Consider the following 16,973-nt stretch of genomic DNA (forward strand, 5'->3'; position numbering starts at 1 on the left):
GAATCGGTGTGAGATACGGCTTCATCGGACTAGGCCACCTTGGTGCGCATCTTGCGGCAAGCCTGGTGCGTGGCGGTTTCGATGTAACCGTCACCGATTTGCGTGTCGAGGTGGCCGAGCCATTGCTTGCGAATGGCGCGCGATGGGCCGCAGATCCGCAGGACGTGGCTGCGGCGGTCGATGCCGTGATCACCTGTCTGCCGTCGCCTGCAGCATCTTTAAAGGTTCTGACGGGGGAGCGTGGGATCCTTGCCGGTCTGGCGCCGGGCGGCACATGGATCGAAATGAGCACCAACAACCAGGCCGAGGTTGAGAAGATGGCTGCTCTCGCTGCGGCCAAAGGCGTACATATGCTGGAGGCGCCCGTCACCGGCGGGGTGCATCGCGCGGCGGCGGGCGACATCACGATCATCGTCGGGGGCGACACGGCGCTGTATGAGCGTCATCGCCCGGCGCTGCAAGCCATGGGCGGGGAGATTTTCCACGTCGGCCCTTTGGGCAAGGCGGCGGTGATCAAGGTCATCACCAACATGCTCGCCTTCGTGCATCTGGTGGCTGCCGGCGAAGCGCTGATGCTGGCCAAAAAGGCCGATCTCGATCTGGCGCAGGCATTCCACGTGATCAAGGCCAGTTCCGGCACGAGCTTCGTGCACGAGACCGAAGGGCAGCTCATTCTGAACGGCAGCTACAACGTTCATTTCACCATGGACCTCGCAGTCAAAGACCTTGGTTTTGCCATGGGGTTCGGCCGCGAGTATGGCGTGCCGCTCGATCTTGCAGCGCAGACCTTTCAAACCTTCATTCGCGCGCGCGCCGCTTACGGCGGCGATGCCAATTCGACGCAAGTGGTCAAATTGCTCGAAGATGCCTTGCGGACCGATCTGCGCGCGCCCGGTTTTCCTTCAGAGCTCTAAAATGTCCGATTTGATATTCGACTTTGTGATTGTCGGTGCAGGTTCGGCTGGGTGCGTTTTGGCCGATCGGCTTTCCGCCGATGGCCGATACACCGTCGCAATTGTCGAAGCGGGCGGTACGGACAAGCGCTTCTTCGTGCAAATGCCGCTGGGCTACGGCAAGACCTTCTACAATCCTTCCGTCAATTGGGCCTATCGCGCCGAACCCGACCCGGGCCTTGCCGGACAAACGGATTATTGGCCGCGCGGCAAGATTCTCGGCGGTTCGAGTTCGATCAATGCGATGGTCTGGATTCGTGGCGATGCGCGCGACTACGACGATTGGGCCGCGGAAGGCAATCCGGGGTGGTCCTATGCGGATTGCCTGCCGGCGTTCAAATCGATCGAGGACAATGCGGCCGGCGCAGATGCCTGGCGCGGCGTCGGCGGACCCATGCATATTGTCGATGTCGCGGACCGCATGCATCCGCTCGCCAAAAAATTCATCGAGGCCGGAGTGCTGGCCGGCCTGCCGTTCAACAACGATTTCAACGGCGCCCACCAGGAAGGTATGGGCATCTATCAATTGACGATGGCGCGCAACGGCTGGCGCATGTCCGCCGCACGCGCCTTTCTGCGCCCGGCGATGCGGCGCAAGAATGTCGCAGTGTTTACGCGCACGCAAGCGGTGAAGCTTGTGCTGCAGGGCAAACGGGCGAGCGGCGTGGTCGTCCAACGCGGCAGCAAGGTGATGACGTTGCAGGCGCGGCGCGAGGTTTTGGTGGCGGCGGGCGCGGTGAATGCGCCGCAATTGCTACAAGTCTCGGGCATCGGCGCGGGTGCGCATCTGCAACAGATCGGCATCGCCGTTCAGCATGAACTCGCAGCGGTCGGCCAGTATCTGCAGGATCACTTGGGGATCAATTACACCTTCCGCTCGCGCGTGCCGACAGTGAACGAGCAATTGCGTTCGCTCACGGGCAAGCTGATCGCCGGATTGAATTTCATGTTGCGCGGCAAGGGTCCGTTGAGCGTCAGTCTCAACCAGGGTGGCGGCTTTTTGAAGACGCGTCCGGACCTCGACCGCGCTAATATCCAGCTGTATTTCCAGGCCATCAGCACGTTCGAAGCCAAGAAGGGGACGCGGCCGCTGCTGACGCCGGATGCGTTTCCCGGCTTCAGCATCGGCCTTTCCAATTGCAAGCCGACCAGCCGCGGATCGATCCTGGCCGTATCGAGCGATCCGTTCAAACCGCCGCAGATCAATGCCAATGCGTTTTCCACCGATCACGACGTGCAGGATATGCTGGAAGGCGTGAAATTCCTCCGCGTCTTGGCGCAGCAAGCGCCCTTGCGCGACGTGATCGACAAGGAGCTTGCGCCCGGGCCGGAGGTCGCGAGCGATGACGATCTCATCGCCGATGTCCGCAAACGCTCGGGCACCGTCTATCATCCGTGCGGCACCTGCCGGATGGGCGCGGATACCAAGACCGCCGTGGTCGACGCGCGCCTGCGCGTGCATGGCCTGCAAGGGCTGCGGGTCGTCGATGCATCCGTCTTTCCGTCGATCATCTCTGGCAACACCAACGCGACCGTGATGATGGTGGCGGAGAGAGCGGCGGGAATGATCCTGGAAGATCAGCGCGCCGTGGCGTGACGACGCAACAGCGTTGGCGTCAGCCGTGCAGGCCGGGCGCTTCCTGCCCGGTGCGCGCCACATATTCCGTATAGCCGCCACCATATTGATGAATGCCCTCGGGTGTCAGTTCGAGCACACGATTGGATAGCGCCGCGAGAAAACGCCGGTCGTGCGAGACGAAGAGCATCGCGCCTTCATATTGCGACAGCGCGGTAATCAGCATTTCCTTCGTCGCCATGTCGAGATGGTTGGTCGGCTCGTCGAGCACGAGGAAGTTCGGCGGGTCGTAGAGCATTTTCGCCATCACGAGCCGCGCCTTTTCGCCGCCCGACAGCACGCGGCATTTCTTTTCGACATCGTCGCCGGAAAAGCCGAAACACCCCGCAAGCGCACGCAGCGAGCCTTGTCCTGCTTGCGGGAAGGAACCTTCCAAGGATTGGAAGACTGTGCGATCGCCATCGAGCAGCTCCATTGCGTGCTGGGCGAAATAGCCCATCTTGATGCTGCCGCCTTGGGCGACTGAGCCGTCATCCGGCATGGTCGCGCCGGCGGCAAGTTTCAGCAGCGTCGATTTGCCGGCGCCGTTCACGCCCATCACGCACCAGCGCTCCTTGCGCCGCACCTGGAAATCGAAGCCCTCGTAAATGCGGCGCGCGCCGTATCCTTTGTGAACATTCTTGAGGCTCAACACATCTTCGCCCGAGCGCGGCGCGGGCGGGAAATCGAATATGATGGTCTGACGGCGCTTCGGCGGCTCGACGCGGTCGATTTTCTCCAGTTTCTTCACGCGGCTCTGCACTTGCGCCGCATGGGAGGCGCGCGCCTTGAAGCGCTCGATGAACTTGATTTCCTTCGCCAGCATCGCCTGTTGGCGCTCGAACTGCGCCTGCTGCTGCTTGTCGGCGAGCGCGCGCTGCTGTTCGTAAAACTCATAATTGCCGGAATAGCTGGTCAAGCTGCCGCCATCGATCTCGACGATCTTGCCGACGATCCGGTTCATGAATTCGCGGTCGTGCGACGTCATGAGTAGGGCGCCATCGTAACCTTTCAGGAATCCCTCGAGCCAGATCAGGCTTTCAAGATCGAGATGGTTGCTCGGCTCGTCGAGCAGCATCACGTCGGGCCGCTGCAGCAGGATGCGGGCGAGCGCGACGCGCATTTTCCAGCCGCCCGACAATCCACCGACATCGCCGTTCATCATCTCGTCGGAGAAGCTCAGGCCCGCCAGCACCTCCCGCGCCCGGCCTTCCAGCGCATAGCCGTCGAGCTCCTCGAATCGCGCCTGCACTTCGCCGTACCGGACGATGATATCGTCCATGTCGTCGGCCTGCTCGGGATCGGCCATCGCGGCTTCGAGCGCCTTCAATTCGGCGGCGACGGCGCTGACCGGTCCCGCGCCGTCCATGACTTCCGCCACGGCGCTGCGGCCGGCCATTTCGCCGACATCCTGGCTGAAATAGCCGATGCTGACCCCGCGATCGACCGCGACCTGGCCTTCGTCCGGCAGGTCCTGGCCGGTGATCATGCGAAACAAAGTCGTCTTGCCGGCGCCGTTCGGGCCGACGAGACCGGATTTCTCACCCTTCAAAAGCGCTGCGGAGGCCTCGATGAAGAGAATCTGGTTGCCGTTTTGCTTGGATATGTTTTCGAGACGGATCATGGGTGGGTTGCGAGCCAGGAGATGGAATTTACGGGGCTCATAGGCTATCTGCGGCGCAAGGGAAAGGGTCTCCTGCCGGGAAGGTCATATGCGCGTTTTATCGTTGAACACGTGGGGCGGACGGCTGCATGCGCCGCTCATCCCCTATCTCGCCGCCGCGAACGCTGATGTGTTGTGCCTGCAGGAGATGATCTCGACGCCGTCGGCGGACGCAGAGTGGCTGATCTACAAGGACCACAGCGCCGAGCTCTTGCAGCGCGCCAATCTCTTCGCCGAGGTGGCGGCCGTGCTGCCGGATCACCAGGCCTTCTTCCTGCCTGCGGCGCGTGGGGATTTGTTCGATGGTGAGCGGCGCTTTCCGTCCGAATGGGGATTGGCGACCCTCATCCGCAAGACCTATCCGGTCATCGGCCAGGCGCATGATTTCGTGCACGGCGATTTTTCCCCCGACGGCTGGGGAACGCATCCGCGAGCGCGCAATGGCCATGCGGTACGTCTCTACAATTATGCGGGCGGCTTTGCGGTCACAATTGTGCATCTGCATGGATTGCGCGATCCGGCCGGCAAGGACGATACACCGGCGCGCCGCGTGCAAGCCGAAGCCTTGATTCGCCTCATCGGTAGATTGCACCGTGCGGGCGAAAGGCTGGTGGTCTGCGGCGATTTCAACGTCTTGCCGTCAAGCCAGACATTCGAAGCGTTGCGCGGTCTCGGCCTCACCGATCTCGTCACATCGCGCGGCTATACGGATACACGCACGTCCCATTATCGCAAGACGCCGCGCTTTGCCGATTACATGCTGGTGACGCCCAACGTTACCGTTCAGCACTTCGAGGTCGTCAAAACGCCCGAAGTATCGGACCATTGCGCGCTGATCCTGGATTTTGCCTGAGGCTCCGGCCGTCTGCGCGCCGATGGCCACGCCGATCTACCCGTGAAAATCTTCCGTGCTGAGTTCGATAGGCGTGCCGTGCGGTGTGCGATCGGCCGCACGCTCCCAGGCCGCGCGATGCTGGGCGAGCGCCTCGCGCGTCGCGATGCCTTTTTCCGCGACGATCCGCTCGAGGGTCGCCAGCCAATGACGATAATAAGTGTCGCCGCTGTCCGGGTCTCCGGCCGCCTGCGCCTTGCGGATCTCGTCGCCGAGCGTCTCCGCCCATTCGCTCCAGGCAAAAACGCCGCGCGCGTTGAGGGCAAGCGCCATCGCGAAAGCATGCGCTTCCCAGGGCGCGTGAAACACCGGCTCGTTGCCCGCGCGCGGAATGCTGGGAATCGCGTCGGTGGCTTGGTACGGGGTCAGGGGCTCGACCTTTGTCATTTCAGGCAGGCTCCAGATAGGGCTCGAAGGCTTCGACCGAAACTTTCACCGTCGGGTCCGCATCCGCGCCCCAGAGATCGCGTGCATCGAAGCAGACCGTGTAAAGCCATTGCGGGTCTTCACCTTGGCCGAGCACGACCGAATCCGGAAAGACATGCGCGCCGTGCAGGCGCTCAACCACGCCAACATGGCCGCGGACATAGCGCGGGAGGCGTGTGTGGGTCTTCGGATGGATGTTGCGGGCGCGGACGCGGTCGCCGGGTTTGAAGCGCGCCGCAGCTTGGGCCGGCCGCCCGAAGGCGCCGCGCTGCTGGCCACGCCGGGCGTCGGCCAAGGTATAATTGCGTGCCAGCGCCTTGCCTGCATGCAGCGCACGACCGGCGGCAATTTCGTCGTCGCCGACGAGCCCATGTTCGACGAGCAGCATCTCCAGGCGAAGGAACCATTTCCGGTAATAGGAGCTCGTGAGATAGACATCCGGCGGCAGCCGCTCGATGCCATAGCGGGCTATATCGATGTTCCAGACGCCGACGGCGCCCATCGCACGGTTCATGGCCAGCACGCGGCCTTCCCAATCGGCGTGGAAGACGGGTTCGTCCGGCTCCGGCTCGACTTTGCCGAAGCCGTCCATGCCGCCCATGTCGTGGATGCCATCCATCAGCCTTGAACCTCGCTCGGGGCCATCGCCAGTCCGGTGCCGATCATGCTGTCGCGCGTCACCAGTGCCGCAAGCCGATCCTCGGTCCAGCCATCGGTGCCGGCGGGGCGCATCGGCAGGACGAGGAAGCGCGTTTCGGCCGTCGAATCCCAGACGCGGATCTCGGTGCTCGCGGGCAAAGTGACGCCGAAGTCGGCGAGCACGGCGCGCGGCTCCTTCACCGCGCGCGAGCGATAGGCCGCCGATTTGTACCAGACCGGCGGCAGGCCGAGCATGTCCCAAGGATAACAAGAGCACAAAGTACAGACCACCAGGTTGTGGCGGTCCGGCGTATTTTCGACTGCGACGAGATGGTGGCCGACGCGTTCCGCCGGCATGAGACCCGCAATCGCCGCCGTGGCATCGTCCAGCAGGTTTTGGCGGAAGGCCGGATCGCTCCATGCTTTCGCAACTACCTGCGCGCCGGTGTGCGGACCGACCACGGTTTCGAATGTTTCGACGATGTGGTCGAGGGCTGCCGCCTCCACATATCCTTTTTCAACCAGAATCGTTTCGAGGGCGCGCACCCGCAGGTCCATTTCGGACAGGCTGGAGCCGTGGTCGTGATCATGTGTCGTCATGGACGAACCATAGCCGATCGGGACGTTGCCGCCTACCTGTTTGCGGCATGTCAAAGGGACGACATGCGCCGTCGCTTACCCGCTTTGCACGATTGCGGTGAGAGGTTCGCATGTCGATGCGAATGAGCGGGGCGAGGGCGGAGTAGATTGCATCGATCAGCAGGACTTTGGCATTGCTGGTCAGCGTCCGCGCCCCTCGCTCTCCCGCGCAAAGCGCTTTACGGTTGCTCGCAAGTTTCGTAACGATGGCGCCATGTCCCAACCTTCCCTCACCGTCGATGTTGTTTCCGATGTGGTTTGCCCTTGGTGCTTCGTCGGCAAAAGGCAGCTCGCGCGGGCGCTTGCGCTGCGCCCTGACGTTGCTGTGACGGTGCGCTGGCGTCCTTACCAACTCGATCCGACGATTCCGCCCGGTGGCCTCGACCGGCGCGAGTATATGCTTGCCAAATTTGGCAATCTCGATCGCCTGCAAGAGGTGCACGCGCGCCTCATCGAGCTTGGCGGGGCGCTCGGGATCGACTTTCACTTCGACGGGATCACGCGCTCGCCCAATACGCTCGACGCGCATCGTTTGATCCGTTGGGCGGCCCAATCCGGTGCGCAAGAGGCCATCGTCGAGCGGCTGTTCAATCTCTATTTCGTCGAGGGAAGCGATGTTGGCGACCGTAACGTGTTGTGCGCAGCGGCGGAGGCGGCCGGGCTCGACGCGGCAGCCGTGGCGGCACGACTTGCCGGCGAAGATGATCGCGCGAGCGTCGTCACCGAGATCGCCGAGGCCGCACGGATCGGCGTGACCGGTGTGCCATTCTTTATTTTCGCAGGGCGCTACGCGCTTTCCGGCGCCCATCCTGCGGAAACGCTCGCGTCGATTATCGACAAGATCCTTGTCGACACGGACGCATGAGATAGGCAACCCATCTTGAGTGGCGGCTACGCAAATTTCGGTGATGTCGCATGAGTAAAACCCCCACAGGTCCAAGCTTGTCCGCCATGGCTGCTGAATTTGCCAGCGGCGCGGACGGTCCGGTATCGGCGGTGCGCCGGGCGCTGGCGAAGGCTGCCGCCAGCCAGGCGATTTTCATTGCGCTGCGTGAAGAAAGTGCATTGCGGGAAGCCGCGGCCGCTGCGGCGCGCCGCGCCGAAGGGCGGCCGCTTGGTCCACTTGATGGGATTCCCATTGCGATCAAGGATAATATCGACGTTGCGGGCATGGTCACGACCGCCGGCGCCCGGATCCGGAGCGGCAATCCGCCGGCGAAGACCGATGCTCCCGTGGTCGCGGCGCTGCGCCGCGAGGGCATGATCGTCATCGGCAAAACCAATTTGAGCGAATTCGCCTTTTCCGGGCTGGGGCTCAATCCGCATTTCGGGACGCCGACTGCCGATTTCGGCAAGGAGACATTATACGCGCCCGGCGGCTCGTCGGCCGGATCGGCGATTGCCGTGCAAAGGGGGATTGTCCCGGTCGCGCTCGGCACCGATACGGCAGGATCGATCCGGATTCCTGCGGCCTTCAATGGCCTTGTCGGCTTCAAAAGCTCTTCGCTGCGCTACGACCGCAGCGGCGTCTTCCCATTGGCGCTGACGCTCGACAGTCTTGGCCCCATTGCCCCGACCGTCGTCGATTGCGTCCTGCTCGACGCCGCCATGCGCGGCCGCACGATAAGGCTGCCACCGTCGCAGCCGCTGTCGCAGATCGATTTGGCCGTTGACGAGGAAACCTTGCATGGGGCGGACGTCGAGCCGGCGGTTCGCGACAACCTGATCGAGATGATGCACGGGCTCGAGCGTGTTGGCGCGCGGGTCAGAGTCACGAAGATTTTCGCGTTTCGTCAGGCGCTTGGCGTCATCAAAGAACAGGGTTGGCTCGGCGCCATCGAGGCGGCCTCGCATTTGGGAAGGATCGTGGCCGGTCCCGAGGCGGATTCGGTCGATCGCCGTATCCGCGCGCGCCTGCAGTCCGCTGCTGCGATCGGCGACGAGACACGCGTGGCCATTCTCAAGGCGAGAGAGCAGCTTGCGCATGCCATCGCGGACGATCTGCAAGGGGCGATCCTGGTGACGCCAACCGTCGCGCATGGCGCGCCGGAATTGGCGCCGCTCGAAGGCGATGATGCGCTGTTCGCCCGCATCAACCTGGCGACGCTCGCGTTGACGATGCCGGGTAGTTTGCTCGACATGCCTGGGCTCGCATTGCCGTCCGGCGTCAATGCGGCCGGATTGCCGACCTCAGTGCTTTTGTCGCTGCCGCGTGGCGGGGACGACGCATTGTTGCGTGCAGGTGTTGCAATCGAGGTGGCCTTGCACAATATCGCTGGGCATGGCTAGGTCGTGGTGACGATAGGGGGAAAGACGTTTGATGAGTGCAGATCACGGCCATACGCATCATCACGATTCCGATCCGGCTGACACGGATCGCTGGAAACACGACGGCGTTCGCGTCATCCCCGGCAACCAACTCGATCCCAACGTTCCTTCAACCACCGGCATGGACCGAAAGGCGGCCATCAATTTCGCCCGTGTGGGTGCGCAGAAGCTTTGGGCCGGGACGGTGACGATTCACCCGAACGCCAAGACGGGCGCCCATCACCACGGCCATCTCGAGAGTGTGATCTATGTCGTCAAGGGGCGGGCGCGCATGCGCTGGGGCGAGACACTGCAGTTCGTGGCCGAAGCAGGTCCCGGCGATTTTATTTTCGTGCCACCCTACGTGCCGCATCAGGAAATCAATGCCAGCCCCGATGACGTTCTGGAATGCGTCCTTGTCCGCTCGGACGGCGAGGCGATTGCGATCAATCTCGATATCGAGCCCGTCGAAAAACCCGAGACCGTGCTCTGGGTCGATCCGATTCACCGCGGCGCGTAATCAAGCGTTTTCGTCGTGCCGGGCAACGGCACTCCTCCAAATTGCGGCATCCCGCCGCTGACCGGTCAAACTGGTTGTGCGTTTTGTCACAGCGGCGGACTCGGTTTGTGTGCTTCTTAACAGAGCCAGTTTTGTCCAGAATTGTCGCTTTTGACTCGGCATCGTACGGCATGAGTTCCAGGCATTATTTTCATTCCGGCAATGCATGGCTGATACAAAGCCAGTAGATGTCAACACGATATATTACATACGACGAGTCCAGGTGACCGTATTGTGAATGCGTCAGGCTAGAAAGCGGTGTTGAGGCAACGTATAGTGGTATTGGAGACTCAATATGGGTGACGAATCCTCTGCAATAGGCAATGGGGATACCGACGACGCAACAGCCGCCCGGGCGCGGCAGGAGCGTCGTCGCTGGCCGCGGGTGCAGGATACCGAGGACGCGGCGAAACTGCGCGCGCCTCCGGCACTGAAACCTTTGTCTTTTACGACGCAGGATTTGCCGTCGGAGAGTCAGTTTGGTGGCTGGAAAAACTATGTCTCTTCCTTAATGGACGTGCAATTGCCCGACGATGTTTCCGAGGATGGGGGCTTCGTCGCGAGACACACGGCCTGGAACTTCCGTCACATGCTGCTCGTGCAACAGCGCGCGTCGGCCTACCGCTATCAACGAACCGAAGCCAGACTCCGCGCCAGCCCGCTTGACCATTGGGCGATCACGCTGCGGCGGAGCGGACGCTCATGGACGGAGGTCGGCGGCAAGGTCGCCGAATGCAAGCCCGGAACGATCGAGATACGATCCTTGGGGCGCCCCTATCGCGGCCGCATGCTCGATTCCGAATTTCTCACGATCTACATGCCCCGAAGCCTGTTTGGCGACAGTGTCTGGCTGCTCGACATCAACAACAATCGCGTCTTGTCCAGTAACCTCGCCAACGTTCTGGCCGTCTATATCGGGGCGATCGAAGCGCGATTGAACGATTTTACCGAGGAGGAACTGCCGCGCGTCATAGGAGCGACCAGGGATATGATCATCGCCTGCCTGTCGTCCCCGGAAGGCAAGGGTACGGACGGGATTCGGGCCGGCTCGCTCGCCGTCATGGAACGCGCCCGCAAATTCGTCAGCGAGAAGCTCTTGTCCACACAGATCACGCCGGAAATGCTGTGCAAGGAATTGGGCCTTTCGCGGACGCATCTGTACAAGCTGTTTGCGCCCAGCGGCGGTGTGGTTCGCTATATTCAGAAGCAGCGTCTTTTGGCCACGCACGCCGCGCTCAGCGACCCGCGTGACCGCAGGCATGTCTCAACCATTGCTGATGCGTTCGGGTTCAATTCATCCGCCGACTTCAGCCGTGCCTTCAGCCGCGAGTTCGGATACAGCCCGACTCAGGCGAGGCAACTTATGACCAGCGCTCTTTTGCCCGAAAAGCCGAAGATCGCAGAGGCTCCCTCCTTTGATGCGTGGCTGAAAGAGTTGGGCCGGTAGGAGCGCGATCGGCCCCACCACGACGCGCGCCAACGGCGGCCTTGCTTTTCGTCGCGGCACCCGAGCTTGCTCCGTTCGCGGTTAGCCCGCGAAGTTCGTCGCTCTTGAGAATGAGCTCGATTCTGTTGCGCGCTTTCACTTTGCGCATCATGTTGCGCAGATGAACCTTCACGGTCGCCTGGCTTAGGTTCAACTTATGCGCGATAATCTTATTGGGATCGCCTTGGCGCGTCAGCTTCAGCACGTCGAGTTGCCGCTCGGTGAAGTACTCGGACTCGTCAGTCGATGCTTTGGTTGCGGGTGAAGGGGCCTTCGTTTCGTGGCGCTGTTGAACGAAGCTGCAGGTCGGAATGAAGCTGCCTCCGAGGTTAACCAACTTGATCGCCCCCAAGGCGAGATCGAGGTTGGTATTCATCGTGACAAAACCTTTGGCCCCGAACGTCAGCGCCGACATCATCAGTGCGGAGCTATCCAGATCCGAGACGATGATGACACGTGCGCCCTCCGAACATTGCGGGATCTGGCGAATGGCGGCCTCGGTCGCCTTGTCGCCGACCGCACAAAGCAGCGCGATGCCGTCGCAAGCCTCTTCGCTCGCCAGCCACTCCCCGATGTCGCGGTAAGACAGCACATCAAATTCTGGAGCGGCCAATTGCAGGCAACGCGTGAAGCACGTTGCGAATATCCGGCTGTCCGAAATGACCACCAGCGGGGTCTTGCTGGTTTCGGTCCACTGGGAGCGGATAGGAGCCCGGAGCCTGCCAGGCTCCCACACGCCGCCTTGAGCGGAAAGGGGTGAGGCCGCAGGAAATTGGGGGATGGGGGTAGGTGTTTGAAAAGACATAGCCTTGACCGCGCCCGTCGATTGCAAACTTTGCTGATAGCAATGTGGTAAGGCTTGGCGCTGTCCCGGTCATTAGCCCACTGTCCCAAGTTGTAGCGGCCCGTCCAAAACTGCAGGCGAGAGCCGAGAGGCCGCCGGTGAGGCGCCGCGGGATGGGGATCTGAGTCTCGGGAAAGCCGCTTTTCCGCTTGGAACAAGCGACCAGAACGACGACTCGCGTCGCTAGGGCGTCTAAGCCTCGTCCTGCAGGATCTGCAATGCCGAATCTGTCGAAAATAGCTGATCCACCGGTCTCGGAATGCCGATATAAAAGCCTTGAGCTTGGTCGATCCCGAGTTCGTGCAGGACGGCCATCTGCCCGGCCGTTTCCACGCCCTCGACGAGGATTTTGGGACCGCAATTGCGCACGAGCCGACTAATATCGCCAAGCATCGTTCGTCCCTTCGGCGTTTTACAGTCGCGAAGGAAGGTTTGGTCGATTTTCACCGTATCGAAGTCGACCAGACGCAGCCAAGAAAGGCCGGCATATCCCGTGCCAAAATCGTCGAGCCAGATGCGGATGCCCAATCGTTTCAGGTCCTGGACGTGGGCAAGAATCTCCGAATCGCGCTCCAAATCCAGCCGCTCCGTAATTTCGAAGATCAACCGGTCCGGCCGGATTGCGGCTTCATCGAGAATGGTGGCGACAGAATCCACGAATCCAGGCGTCTTGAGTTCCATGTGTGATATGTTGATACTCACGCTGAGGAACTCGTACTGCGATAGGACCTTCCTGCAGACGGTCCTTATCATCCAATATTGCAGTTCGAGAATGATGCCTGTCTCTTCGGCAATCGGGACGAAAAAGCGGGGCGGTACTTCCGTGCCGTCCGGCATGCGGAGCCGCATGAGCGCCTCTGCTGTATCGACCGTGCCCGATCGAACGTTCAGAATGGGTTGGAAGGCAATCGACACGAGGTTGCGCTCGATGGCCTCTTTGAGCAGTTTGGCGACCCGATCGTTCAGGTCGCTCTCTTCGATATCGCTGATGTTGAAATATTTTACGCTATTTCTGCCGCTCGCCTTGGCAAGATACAGGGCACGGTCAGCTTCGGTGAGGATTTTTTCCAGTTTCACGTCCGTGCCGGGGCGGGGGGTCGAGACGCCGACGCTCGCCGTGACGACCGATGTGCGATCGCGGCGGCCTTGGTGGGGAAGGGCGAGATCTTCCACCGTCCGGCGAATGGCTTCCCCGAAAGCAGCGATCTGCTCGCTATGCTGCACAGGGGCCAAAGCGATGAATTCTTCGCCGCCATGGCGTCCGATCGATCCGCCATATTGGTGCACGACATTTCCAAGCGCTGCGGCAACGAGGGTCAGGCAATAATCCCCGCGTAAATGGCCGTAGTGATCGTTGAACTTTTTAAAATGATCGATATCGATCAGGACGAGGGAAAAGCTCTTACCGTGCTCGACCCAATCGGACCAGTATTTATGCAATATATCGTCCATCGCTCGACGATTATTCAAATTTGTTAGCGGATCCGTTCGCGACAGACGCAGTAATGCTTGGCCGCGCTCGGTGGCCTCCGCCTGTTGCTTTTTAGCCTCCAAAGCATTCAGGAAAACGTTATAGCGCTCAAGATTCAAATTCCAGTTCAAATACGACGTGAATACAAAGCAAGATATATAGAACGTGCCGAGGCATATAATATATGACCAAGAGTAGTGCAGGGTGAAGAGAGAAACAAAAAAGCAATTAAGTATTAATGCTGATGAGACGATTGATATTTCAAATCGAAAAGCGAAGAACAGATTTGCTCCCATCATGAATATAGAGCCGAAGACCATATAGTAAGAGAAATTCTCGGTATACGCGGTTTGAGCCGCAAAAATGAGCCAGAGAGCGTATCCGGCAACAACGGCAATGGCGCATATCGAATCCAGTACATCCCTATTCTTGCTCCGCAAGACGGCGAATTCGAATAGAATCAATACGAATATTCCAATCGCGAACCGCACGGCGATCGTATGCGCGGAAACATCCGGGATCAGAATGATATCTGTAATCGAAAATAGTATATATGCGAAAACGGCGAGCCATAGACCGCTTCTGACGGCGTTGATTTGAAAATTCTCGCGTTCGTTTCGATAAAGCCCGCGAAGGTCGGACGAAGAAAACTGCTGGTCGGAAATGCCGGCGTCGTCTTGAGCAACGTTGTTTCGGGCGTCCCCGCGACTCATCTTGATGTTGCCCTAAGAGACCGGCCATGACGCGCACATGAGTGAAACAGGTGCGTCCACACCTGAATTCTTGCTTGCAACGATGCAAGCTTCGCTGCGTCACCAGTTATCAAAGTTTGTATAATAGTCCAATCCTTTACGCCCGGTCTGACCGGTTGCGTGCTATTGCCGTGGTTGGCCGAATGTTGAGCTGGCGCCGTTCTGACCGCAGGCTACCGCCGCGGCCACGAGCCGCTCGCGGCCCGACACAGTACGAGCCACACAGTTGCCGATGTTCTGGACGTCCCTTTCGGGGACGCCGTCACAAAAGTGGTTCCAGATCGTTGCGTTAGCCGATCTTTTGTATCGTTGCGTAGACAACATTCCGGTTCTCTCCGAAAAATATTGTCGAGTTCATGGTATTCGAACCGATGCTGGCGCTGACGATGTCGCTCATGTCCTCTTCAGAGCGCAACAGGAGCGGCCAGTTCATGAACGTTTCCATGTATCCGTCGACGCCGATCTCTTGCGCGAAATTGGCAAAGAGGAAAACGCCATTTGGTTTCAGCATGTTCAGGCAGCACTGCGTGAGCTTGATCGCCACCTTGCGGGACAGATAGTCATAGAGGCCCGCTGCATAGATGAAGTCGAAGGTGCCGAGCGTATTGGCTTTGGTCAACAGGCCGCGGACCGAGCCCTCGACGGCCTGGATGCGGGTGCCCGCGAAATCCCGCCGGATCGATTCGACGCTGTCCGGATCTTGATCGAGCGCCACCCAACGGGAAATTCCGTCTTCTTGCAGGGCCTGCGAGCGATTGGCTTCACGCAAATGCCCGGCTGCAATGGTCAGGATCTCCGTCTCTTTTCCGCGGGCGGCGGCGACAGCGTCGACATGCTTCGTCAGCAGATCGCGCCGTTCCCGAACCGCGACCGACGACGACGCGTCCTTCGTGTAATCATAGAGGGCGCGACCGATCGGGGAGGCGTTGTTGATCTCGTTGGCAACATCGGAATGGCCGTAAATGAAATCTAGCAGGCCTGCATCGCCCGAATAACCCCGCGGCTTTGTGAAAGACCACCGCGTGAAGGGGTCTTGCAAGAAATATTCGGCGACCGGATGTTCCTGCGCGATCGGGAGGAGCGCTTGCCACACACTTGTGTCGACGCGATTACGGAGAAGATGAAGCTCGCGCGCCGTCGTATCGATAATCGCGCTCGGGTTACCGCCTCGTGAAAATTCCAGATTTGCCTGGTCCAACGTCTTAGACATTGAAAATACGGCACTTTCCAATTGGTCGCCGTCAAAGGCGGTCTTCGTTTGATAAAGCGATTCCGTGAACAATGCCGGCGTTATCAGGCTTTGACCGTCCAAAAGTGCCTGTCTCATTCTATTTCTCCGTGCAAGCCAATCAATGGGGCGCTCTGATGAGTATCGCAGAAATCTTTGTGGATACTAATCGGCTCACTACAAATGTTAGAACAAGGTTGATCAACGCGCCAGTATGGTGCGCAAATGTTTATGCAATTCGGCAGCATTTGGGACGATATTTTGAGCGCAGAGAATGGCGGGGCCCCGATTCTTTGGCCGGCACAGAGCCGATGAGCTGGTTTCCACGTAGCCTTTGCTGCGTTATGATGATCGCTGTCATATATATTTGGCAAACTGTCACGGCTTTGAAAGCTGCGTATCTGGTGTGAATTAGCACATTGCGAGACGAAGGTGCACTTATCCCTCGGGATTAGTGCTAATGGGGGACTGTGCAGGGGCGACAATATTTGGCTAGATAGCGACTCACGACAGGCGGTGGCCCTGCATTGGTGAAGCGGCGTCCAAGTTTGCTATCGACAAGTTTGGGCGTTTTGGTTCATTGATAGTCAATTAGGAAGACTGCAGCATGACCCGTATTTCGTTTATTGACGCTTTAGAGACCGCTTCGCAGCAGGTTGGTTCCACTTTAGATCAGGAAGTTGCCGCATTGCTGCGGACCGCCGCGACGCGGATCCGTAACGCTAGCACGATCGTCTTGGACGCCGACGTCGACTTTCCGCTTGCGGAAATGGCGATGGAATTTGGGCTTTCCAAAGAACAACTGATCCGTAATATTTTAAAAGATTGGGTCGAGGCCAATTATCTGTCTCTGGACGATGATGAAGACACGGCAATGAATAAAGGGGCAGGTTTTAACGTGAAGCATTGATTGAAGTCTGAAACGACTATTACTTTTCCTTTATTGCAGAAATATGAATTATTCAGTTTTGTTTAAAGTGTCAGGCGTTTCATAAGCTTTCGATCTGCGCTTTACTGATCAACTCATAGCTGCTCGATGATAGGCGTTTGGGGGGGCATTGAAAGCCGCCGATCAACGCTCGCGTGAGGGTCGTTCGGCTCCAGTCCTCGCAAGCGCCGTGCCGTTCGCGGCTGATTGTCGATTGGATCGCTCCGGGGGACACAAGATCCCACCAAGTGCCGGTCGCCGAGGGTGAGTATTCGGCGCGCTTGTGTGCGTCGGGCGCTTCATTCCGCGCGTCATCCGACATATTGCTGATTAAGGTTAATGCTGGTCCGGCAAAGATTGGGCGCTGTCCGACGCGAGCTTGCAAGCGGCGGAGCAAGGGCGGAAACGTCTGTTCTAGACGGTTTCCCACGGAACCGCCGTATGGCCCAGCACGGAACTCGTGACAATGATGTCGCCCGTGCCGCGTTCGATCATGTGCGGGATCTCGGTGCGAATATTTTTGACGACGACGTTCACGTTGAGATTCAGATTACGCCCCCCGATCGGGCTT

General features: G+C 59.6%; 15 protein-coding genes and 1 pseudogene. 8 read left to right on the plus strand and 8 right to left on the minus strand.

What is annotated here, in order from left to right:
- Positions 1-2: 2 nt before the first annotated feature.
- Entirely contained in the window at positions 3-914 is a 912-nt protein-coding gene (locus V9T28_RS02785; RefSeq protein ID WP_116400675.1) for an NAD(P)-dependent oxidoreductase, read from the plus strand.
- A gap of 1 nt (position 915) precedes the next feature.
- Complete coding sequence (locus V9T28_RS02790; protein WP_116400676.1) at positions 916-2,550, plus strand: GMC family oxidoreductase; 1,635 nt, start codon at positions 916-918, stop codon at positions 2,548-2,550.
- 19 nt (positions 2,551-2,569) lie between these two features.
- Here the strand turns inward: V9T28_RS02790 and V9T28_RS02795 are convergent, their stop codons facing one another.
- Positions 2,570-4,192, minus strand: coding sequence for an ABC-F family ATP-binding cassette domain-containing protein (locus tag V9T28_RS02795; RefSeq protein WP_116400677.1), 1,623 nt, complete (start codon positions 4,190-4,192; stop codon positions 2,570-2,572).
- An 88-nt stretch (positions 4,193-4,280) separates the two neighbouring features.
- Here V9T28_RS02795 and V9T28_RS02800 point away from each other — a divergent pair, with 88 nt between their 5' ends.
- Complete coding sequence (locus tag V9T28_RS02800; protein WP_116400678.1) at positions 4,281-5,084, plus strand: endonuclease/exonuclease/phosphatase family protein; 804 nt, start codon at positions 4,281-4,283, stop codon at positions 5,082-5,084.
- A gap of 36 nt (positions 5,085-5,120) precedes the next feature.
- On the opposite strand, the gene V9T28_RS02805 is transcribed toward V9T28_RS02800, so the two are convergent.
- From V9T28_RS02805 to nthA, 3 genes are read right to left on the minus strand one after another with little or no spacing between them, the layout of a single operon-like run.
- Positions 5,121-5,510, minus strand: coding sequence for a nitrile hydratase accessory protein (locus V9T28_RS02805; protein ID WP_116400679.1), 390 nt, complete (start codon positions 5,508-5,510; stop codon positions 5,121-5,123).
- Between the two features lies 1 nt (position 5,511).
- Complete coding sequence (gene nthB / locus V9T28_RS02810) at positions 5,512-6,168, minus strand: nitrile hydratase subunit beta (protein ID WP_116400680.1); 657 nt, start codon at positions 6,166-6,168, stop codon at positions 5,512-5,514.
- On the minus strand, positions 6,168-6,788 hold the full coding sequence (nthA, locus tag V9T28_RS02815) for a nitrile hydratase subunit alpha (RefSeq protein WP_116400772.1): 621 nt from the start codon (positions 6,786-6,788) through the stop codon (positions 6,168-6,170). Before nthA ends, nthB begins: the two co-directional genes overlap by 1 nt.
- A 253-nt stretch (positions 6,789-7,041) precedes the next feature.
- Here nthA and V9T28_RS02820 point away from each other — a divergent pair, with 253 nt between their 5' ends.
- The 4 genes from V9T28_RS02820 (at position 7,042) to V9T28_RS02835 (ending at position 11,140) form a co-directional block, all read left to right on the plus strand.
- Positions 7,042-7,692, plus strand: a complete 651-nt coding sequence (locus tag V9T28_RS02820; RefSeq protein WP_116400681.1) for a DsbA family oxidoreductase — start codon at positions 7,042-7,044, stop codon at positions 7,690-7,692.
- A 50-nt stretch (positions 7,693-7,742) separates the two neighbouring features.
- Positions 7,743-9,116, plus strand: coding sequence for an amidase family protein (locus tag V9T28_RS02825; protein ID WP_245424075.1), 1,374 nt, complete (start codon positions 7,743-7,745; stop codon positions 9,114-9,116).
- A 31-nt stretch (positions 9,117-9,147) separates the two neighbouring features.
- Entirely contained in the window at positions 9,148-9,654 is a 507-nt protein-coding gene (locus V9T28_RS02830) for a cupin domain-containing protein (RefSeq protein ID WP_116400683.1), read from the plus strand.
- A gap of 334 nt (positions 9,655-9,988) precedes the next feature.
- A complete protein-coding gene (locus V9T28_RS02835) occupies positions 9,989-11,140 on the plus strand; it encodes a helix-turn-helix domain-containing protein (protein WP_116400684.1) in 1,152 nt (383 codons plus the stop codon).
- Here V9T28_RS02835 and V9T28_RS02840 read toward each other — a convergent pair.
- From V9T28_RS02840 to V9T28_RS02850, 3 genes are all read right to left on the minus strand, one after another.
- Positions 11,055-11,984 carry a LuxR C-terminal-related transcriptional regulator gene (locus tag V9T28_RS02840; RefSeq protein ID WP_116400685.1) on the minus strand — a complete coding sequence of 310 codons (930 nt, stop codon included), beginning with the start codon at positions 11,982-11,984 and terminating at the stop codon, positions 11,055-11,057. The two genes, V9T28_RS02835 and V9T28_RS02840, sit on opposite strands and share 86 nt — an antisense overlap.
- A gap of 231 nt (positions 11,985-12,215) precedes the next feature.
- Positions 12,216-14,207: a putative bifunctional diguanylate cyclase/phosphodiesterase gene (locus tag V9T28_RS02845; RefSeq protein WP_116400686.1), complete on the minus strand. Its 1,992-nt coding sequence runs from the start codon at positions 14,205-14,207 to the stop codon at positions 12,216-12,218.
- A gap of 328 nt (positions 14,208-14,535) precedes the next feature.
- Positions 14,536-15,573: a class I SAM-dependent methyltransferase gene (locus tag V9T28_RS02850; protein ID WP_116400687.1), complete on the minus strand. Its 1,038-nt coding sequence runs from the start codon at positions 15,571-15,573 to the stop codon at positions 14,536-14,538.
- A gap of 508 nt (positions 15,574-16,081) precedes the next feature.
- Between V9T28_RS02850 and V9T28_RS02855 the strand changes: the two genes are divergently transcribed.
- Entirely contained in the window at positions 16,082-16,384 is a 303-nt protein-coding gene (locus V9T28_RS02855; RefSeq protein WP_116400688.1) for a hypothetical protein, read from the plus strand.
- Positions 16,385-16,819: 435 nt separating this feature from the next.
- On the opposite strand, the pseudogene V9T28_RS02860 reads toward V9T28_RS02855, so the two are convergent.
- Positions 16,820-16,957: pseudogene (locus tag V9T28_RS02860) on the minus strand (glucose dehydrogenase); the annotation flags it as partial.
- Positions 16,958-16,973 lie beyond the last annotated feature (16 nt).

It is taken from the genome of Methylovirgula sp. 4M-Z18 (genome assembly GCF_037890675.1).
Lineage (GTDB): Bacteria > Pseudomonadota > Alphaproteobacteria > Rhizobiales > Beijerinckiaceae > 4M-Z18.

Coding starts and splice junctions, on each gene's coding strand:
- V9T28_RS02790 (WP_116400676.1), top strand. CDS start 916: ATGTCCGATTTGATATTCGACTTTGTGATTGTCGGTGCAGGTTCGGCT.
- V9T28_RS02795 (WP_116400677.1), bottom strand. CDS start 4,192: ATGATCCGTCTCGAAAACATATCCAAGCAAAACGGCAACCAGATTCTC.
- V9T28_RS02800 (WP_116400678.1), top strand. CDS start 4,281: ATGCGCGTTTTATCGTTGAACACGTGGGGCGGACGGCTGCATGCGCCG.
- V9T28_RS02805 (WP_116400679.1), bottom strand. CDS start 5,510: ATGACAAAGGTCGAGCCCCTGACCCCGTACCAAGCCACCGACGCGATT.
- nthB (WP_116400680.1), bottom strand. CDS start 6,168: ATGGATGGCATCCACGACATGGGCGGCATGGACGGCTTCGGCAAAGTC.
- nthA (WP_116400772.1), bottom strand. CDS start 6,788: ATGACGACACATGATCACGACCACGGCTCCAGCCTGTCCGAAATGGAC.
- V9T28_RS02820 (WP_116400681.1), top strand. CDS start 7,042: ATGTCCCAACCTTCCCTCACCGTCGATGTTGTTTCCGATGTGGTTTGC.
- V9T28_RS02825 (WP_245424075.1), top strand. CDS start 7,743: ATGAGTAAAACCCCCACAGGTCCAAGCTTGTCCGCCATGGCTGCTGAA.
- V9T28_RS02830 (WP_116400683.1), top strand. CDS start 9,148: ATGAGTGCAGATCACGGCCATACGCATCATCACGATTCCGATCCGGCT.
- V9T28_RS02835 (WP_116400684.1), top strand. CDS start 9,989: ATGGGTGACGAATCCTCTGCAATAGGCAATGGGGATACCGACGACGCA.
- V9T28_RS02840 (WP_116400685.1), bottom strand. CDS start 11,984: ATGTCTTTTCAAACACCTACCCCCATCCCCCAATTTCCTGCGGCCTCA.
- V9T28_RS02845 (WP_116400686.1), bottom strand. CDS start 14,207: ATGAGTCGCGGGGACGCCCGAAACAACGTTGCTCAAGACGACGCCGGC.
- V9T28_RS02850 (WP_116400687.1), bottom strand. CDS start 15,573: ATGAGACAGGCACTTTTGGACGGTCAAAGCCTGATAACGCCGGCATTG.
- V9T28_RS02855 (WP_116400688.1), top strand. CDS start 16,082: ATGACCCGTATTTCGTTTATTGACGCTTTAGAGACCGCTTCGCAGCAG.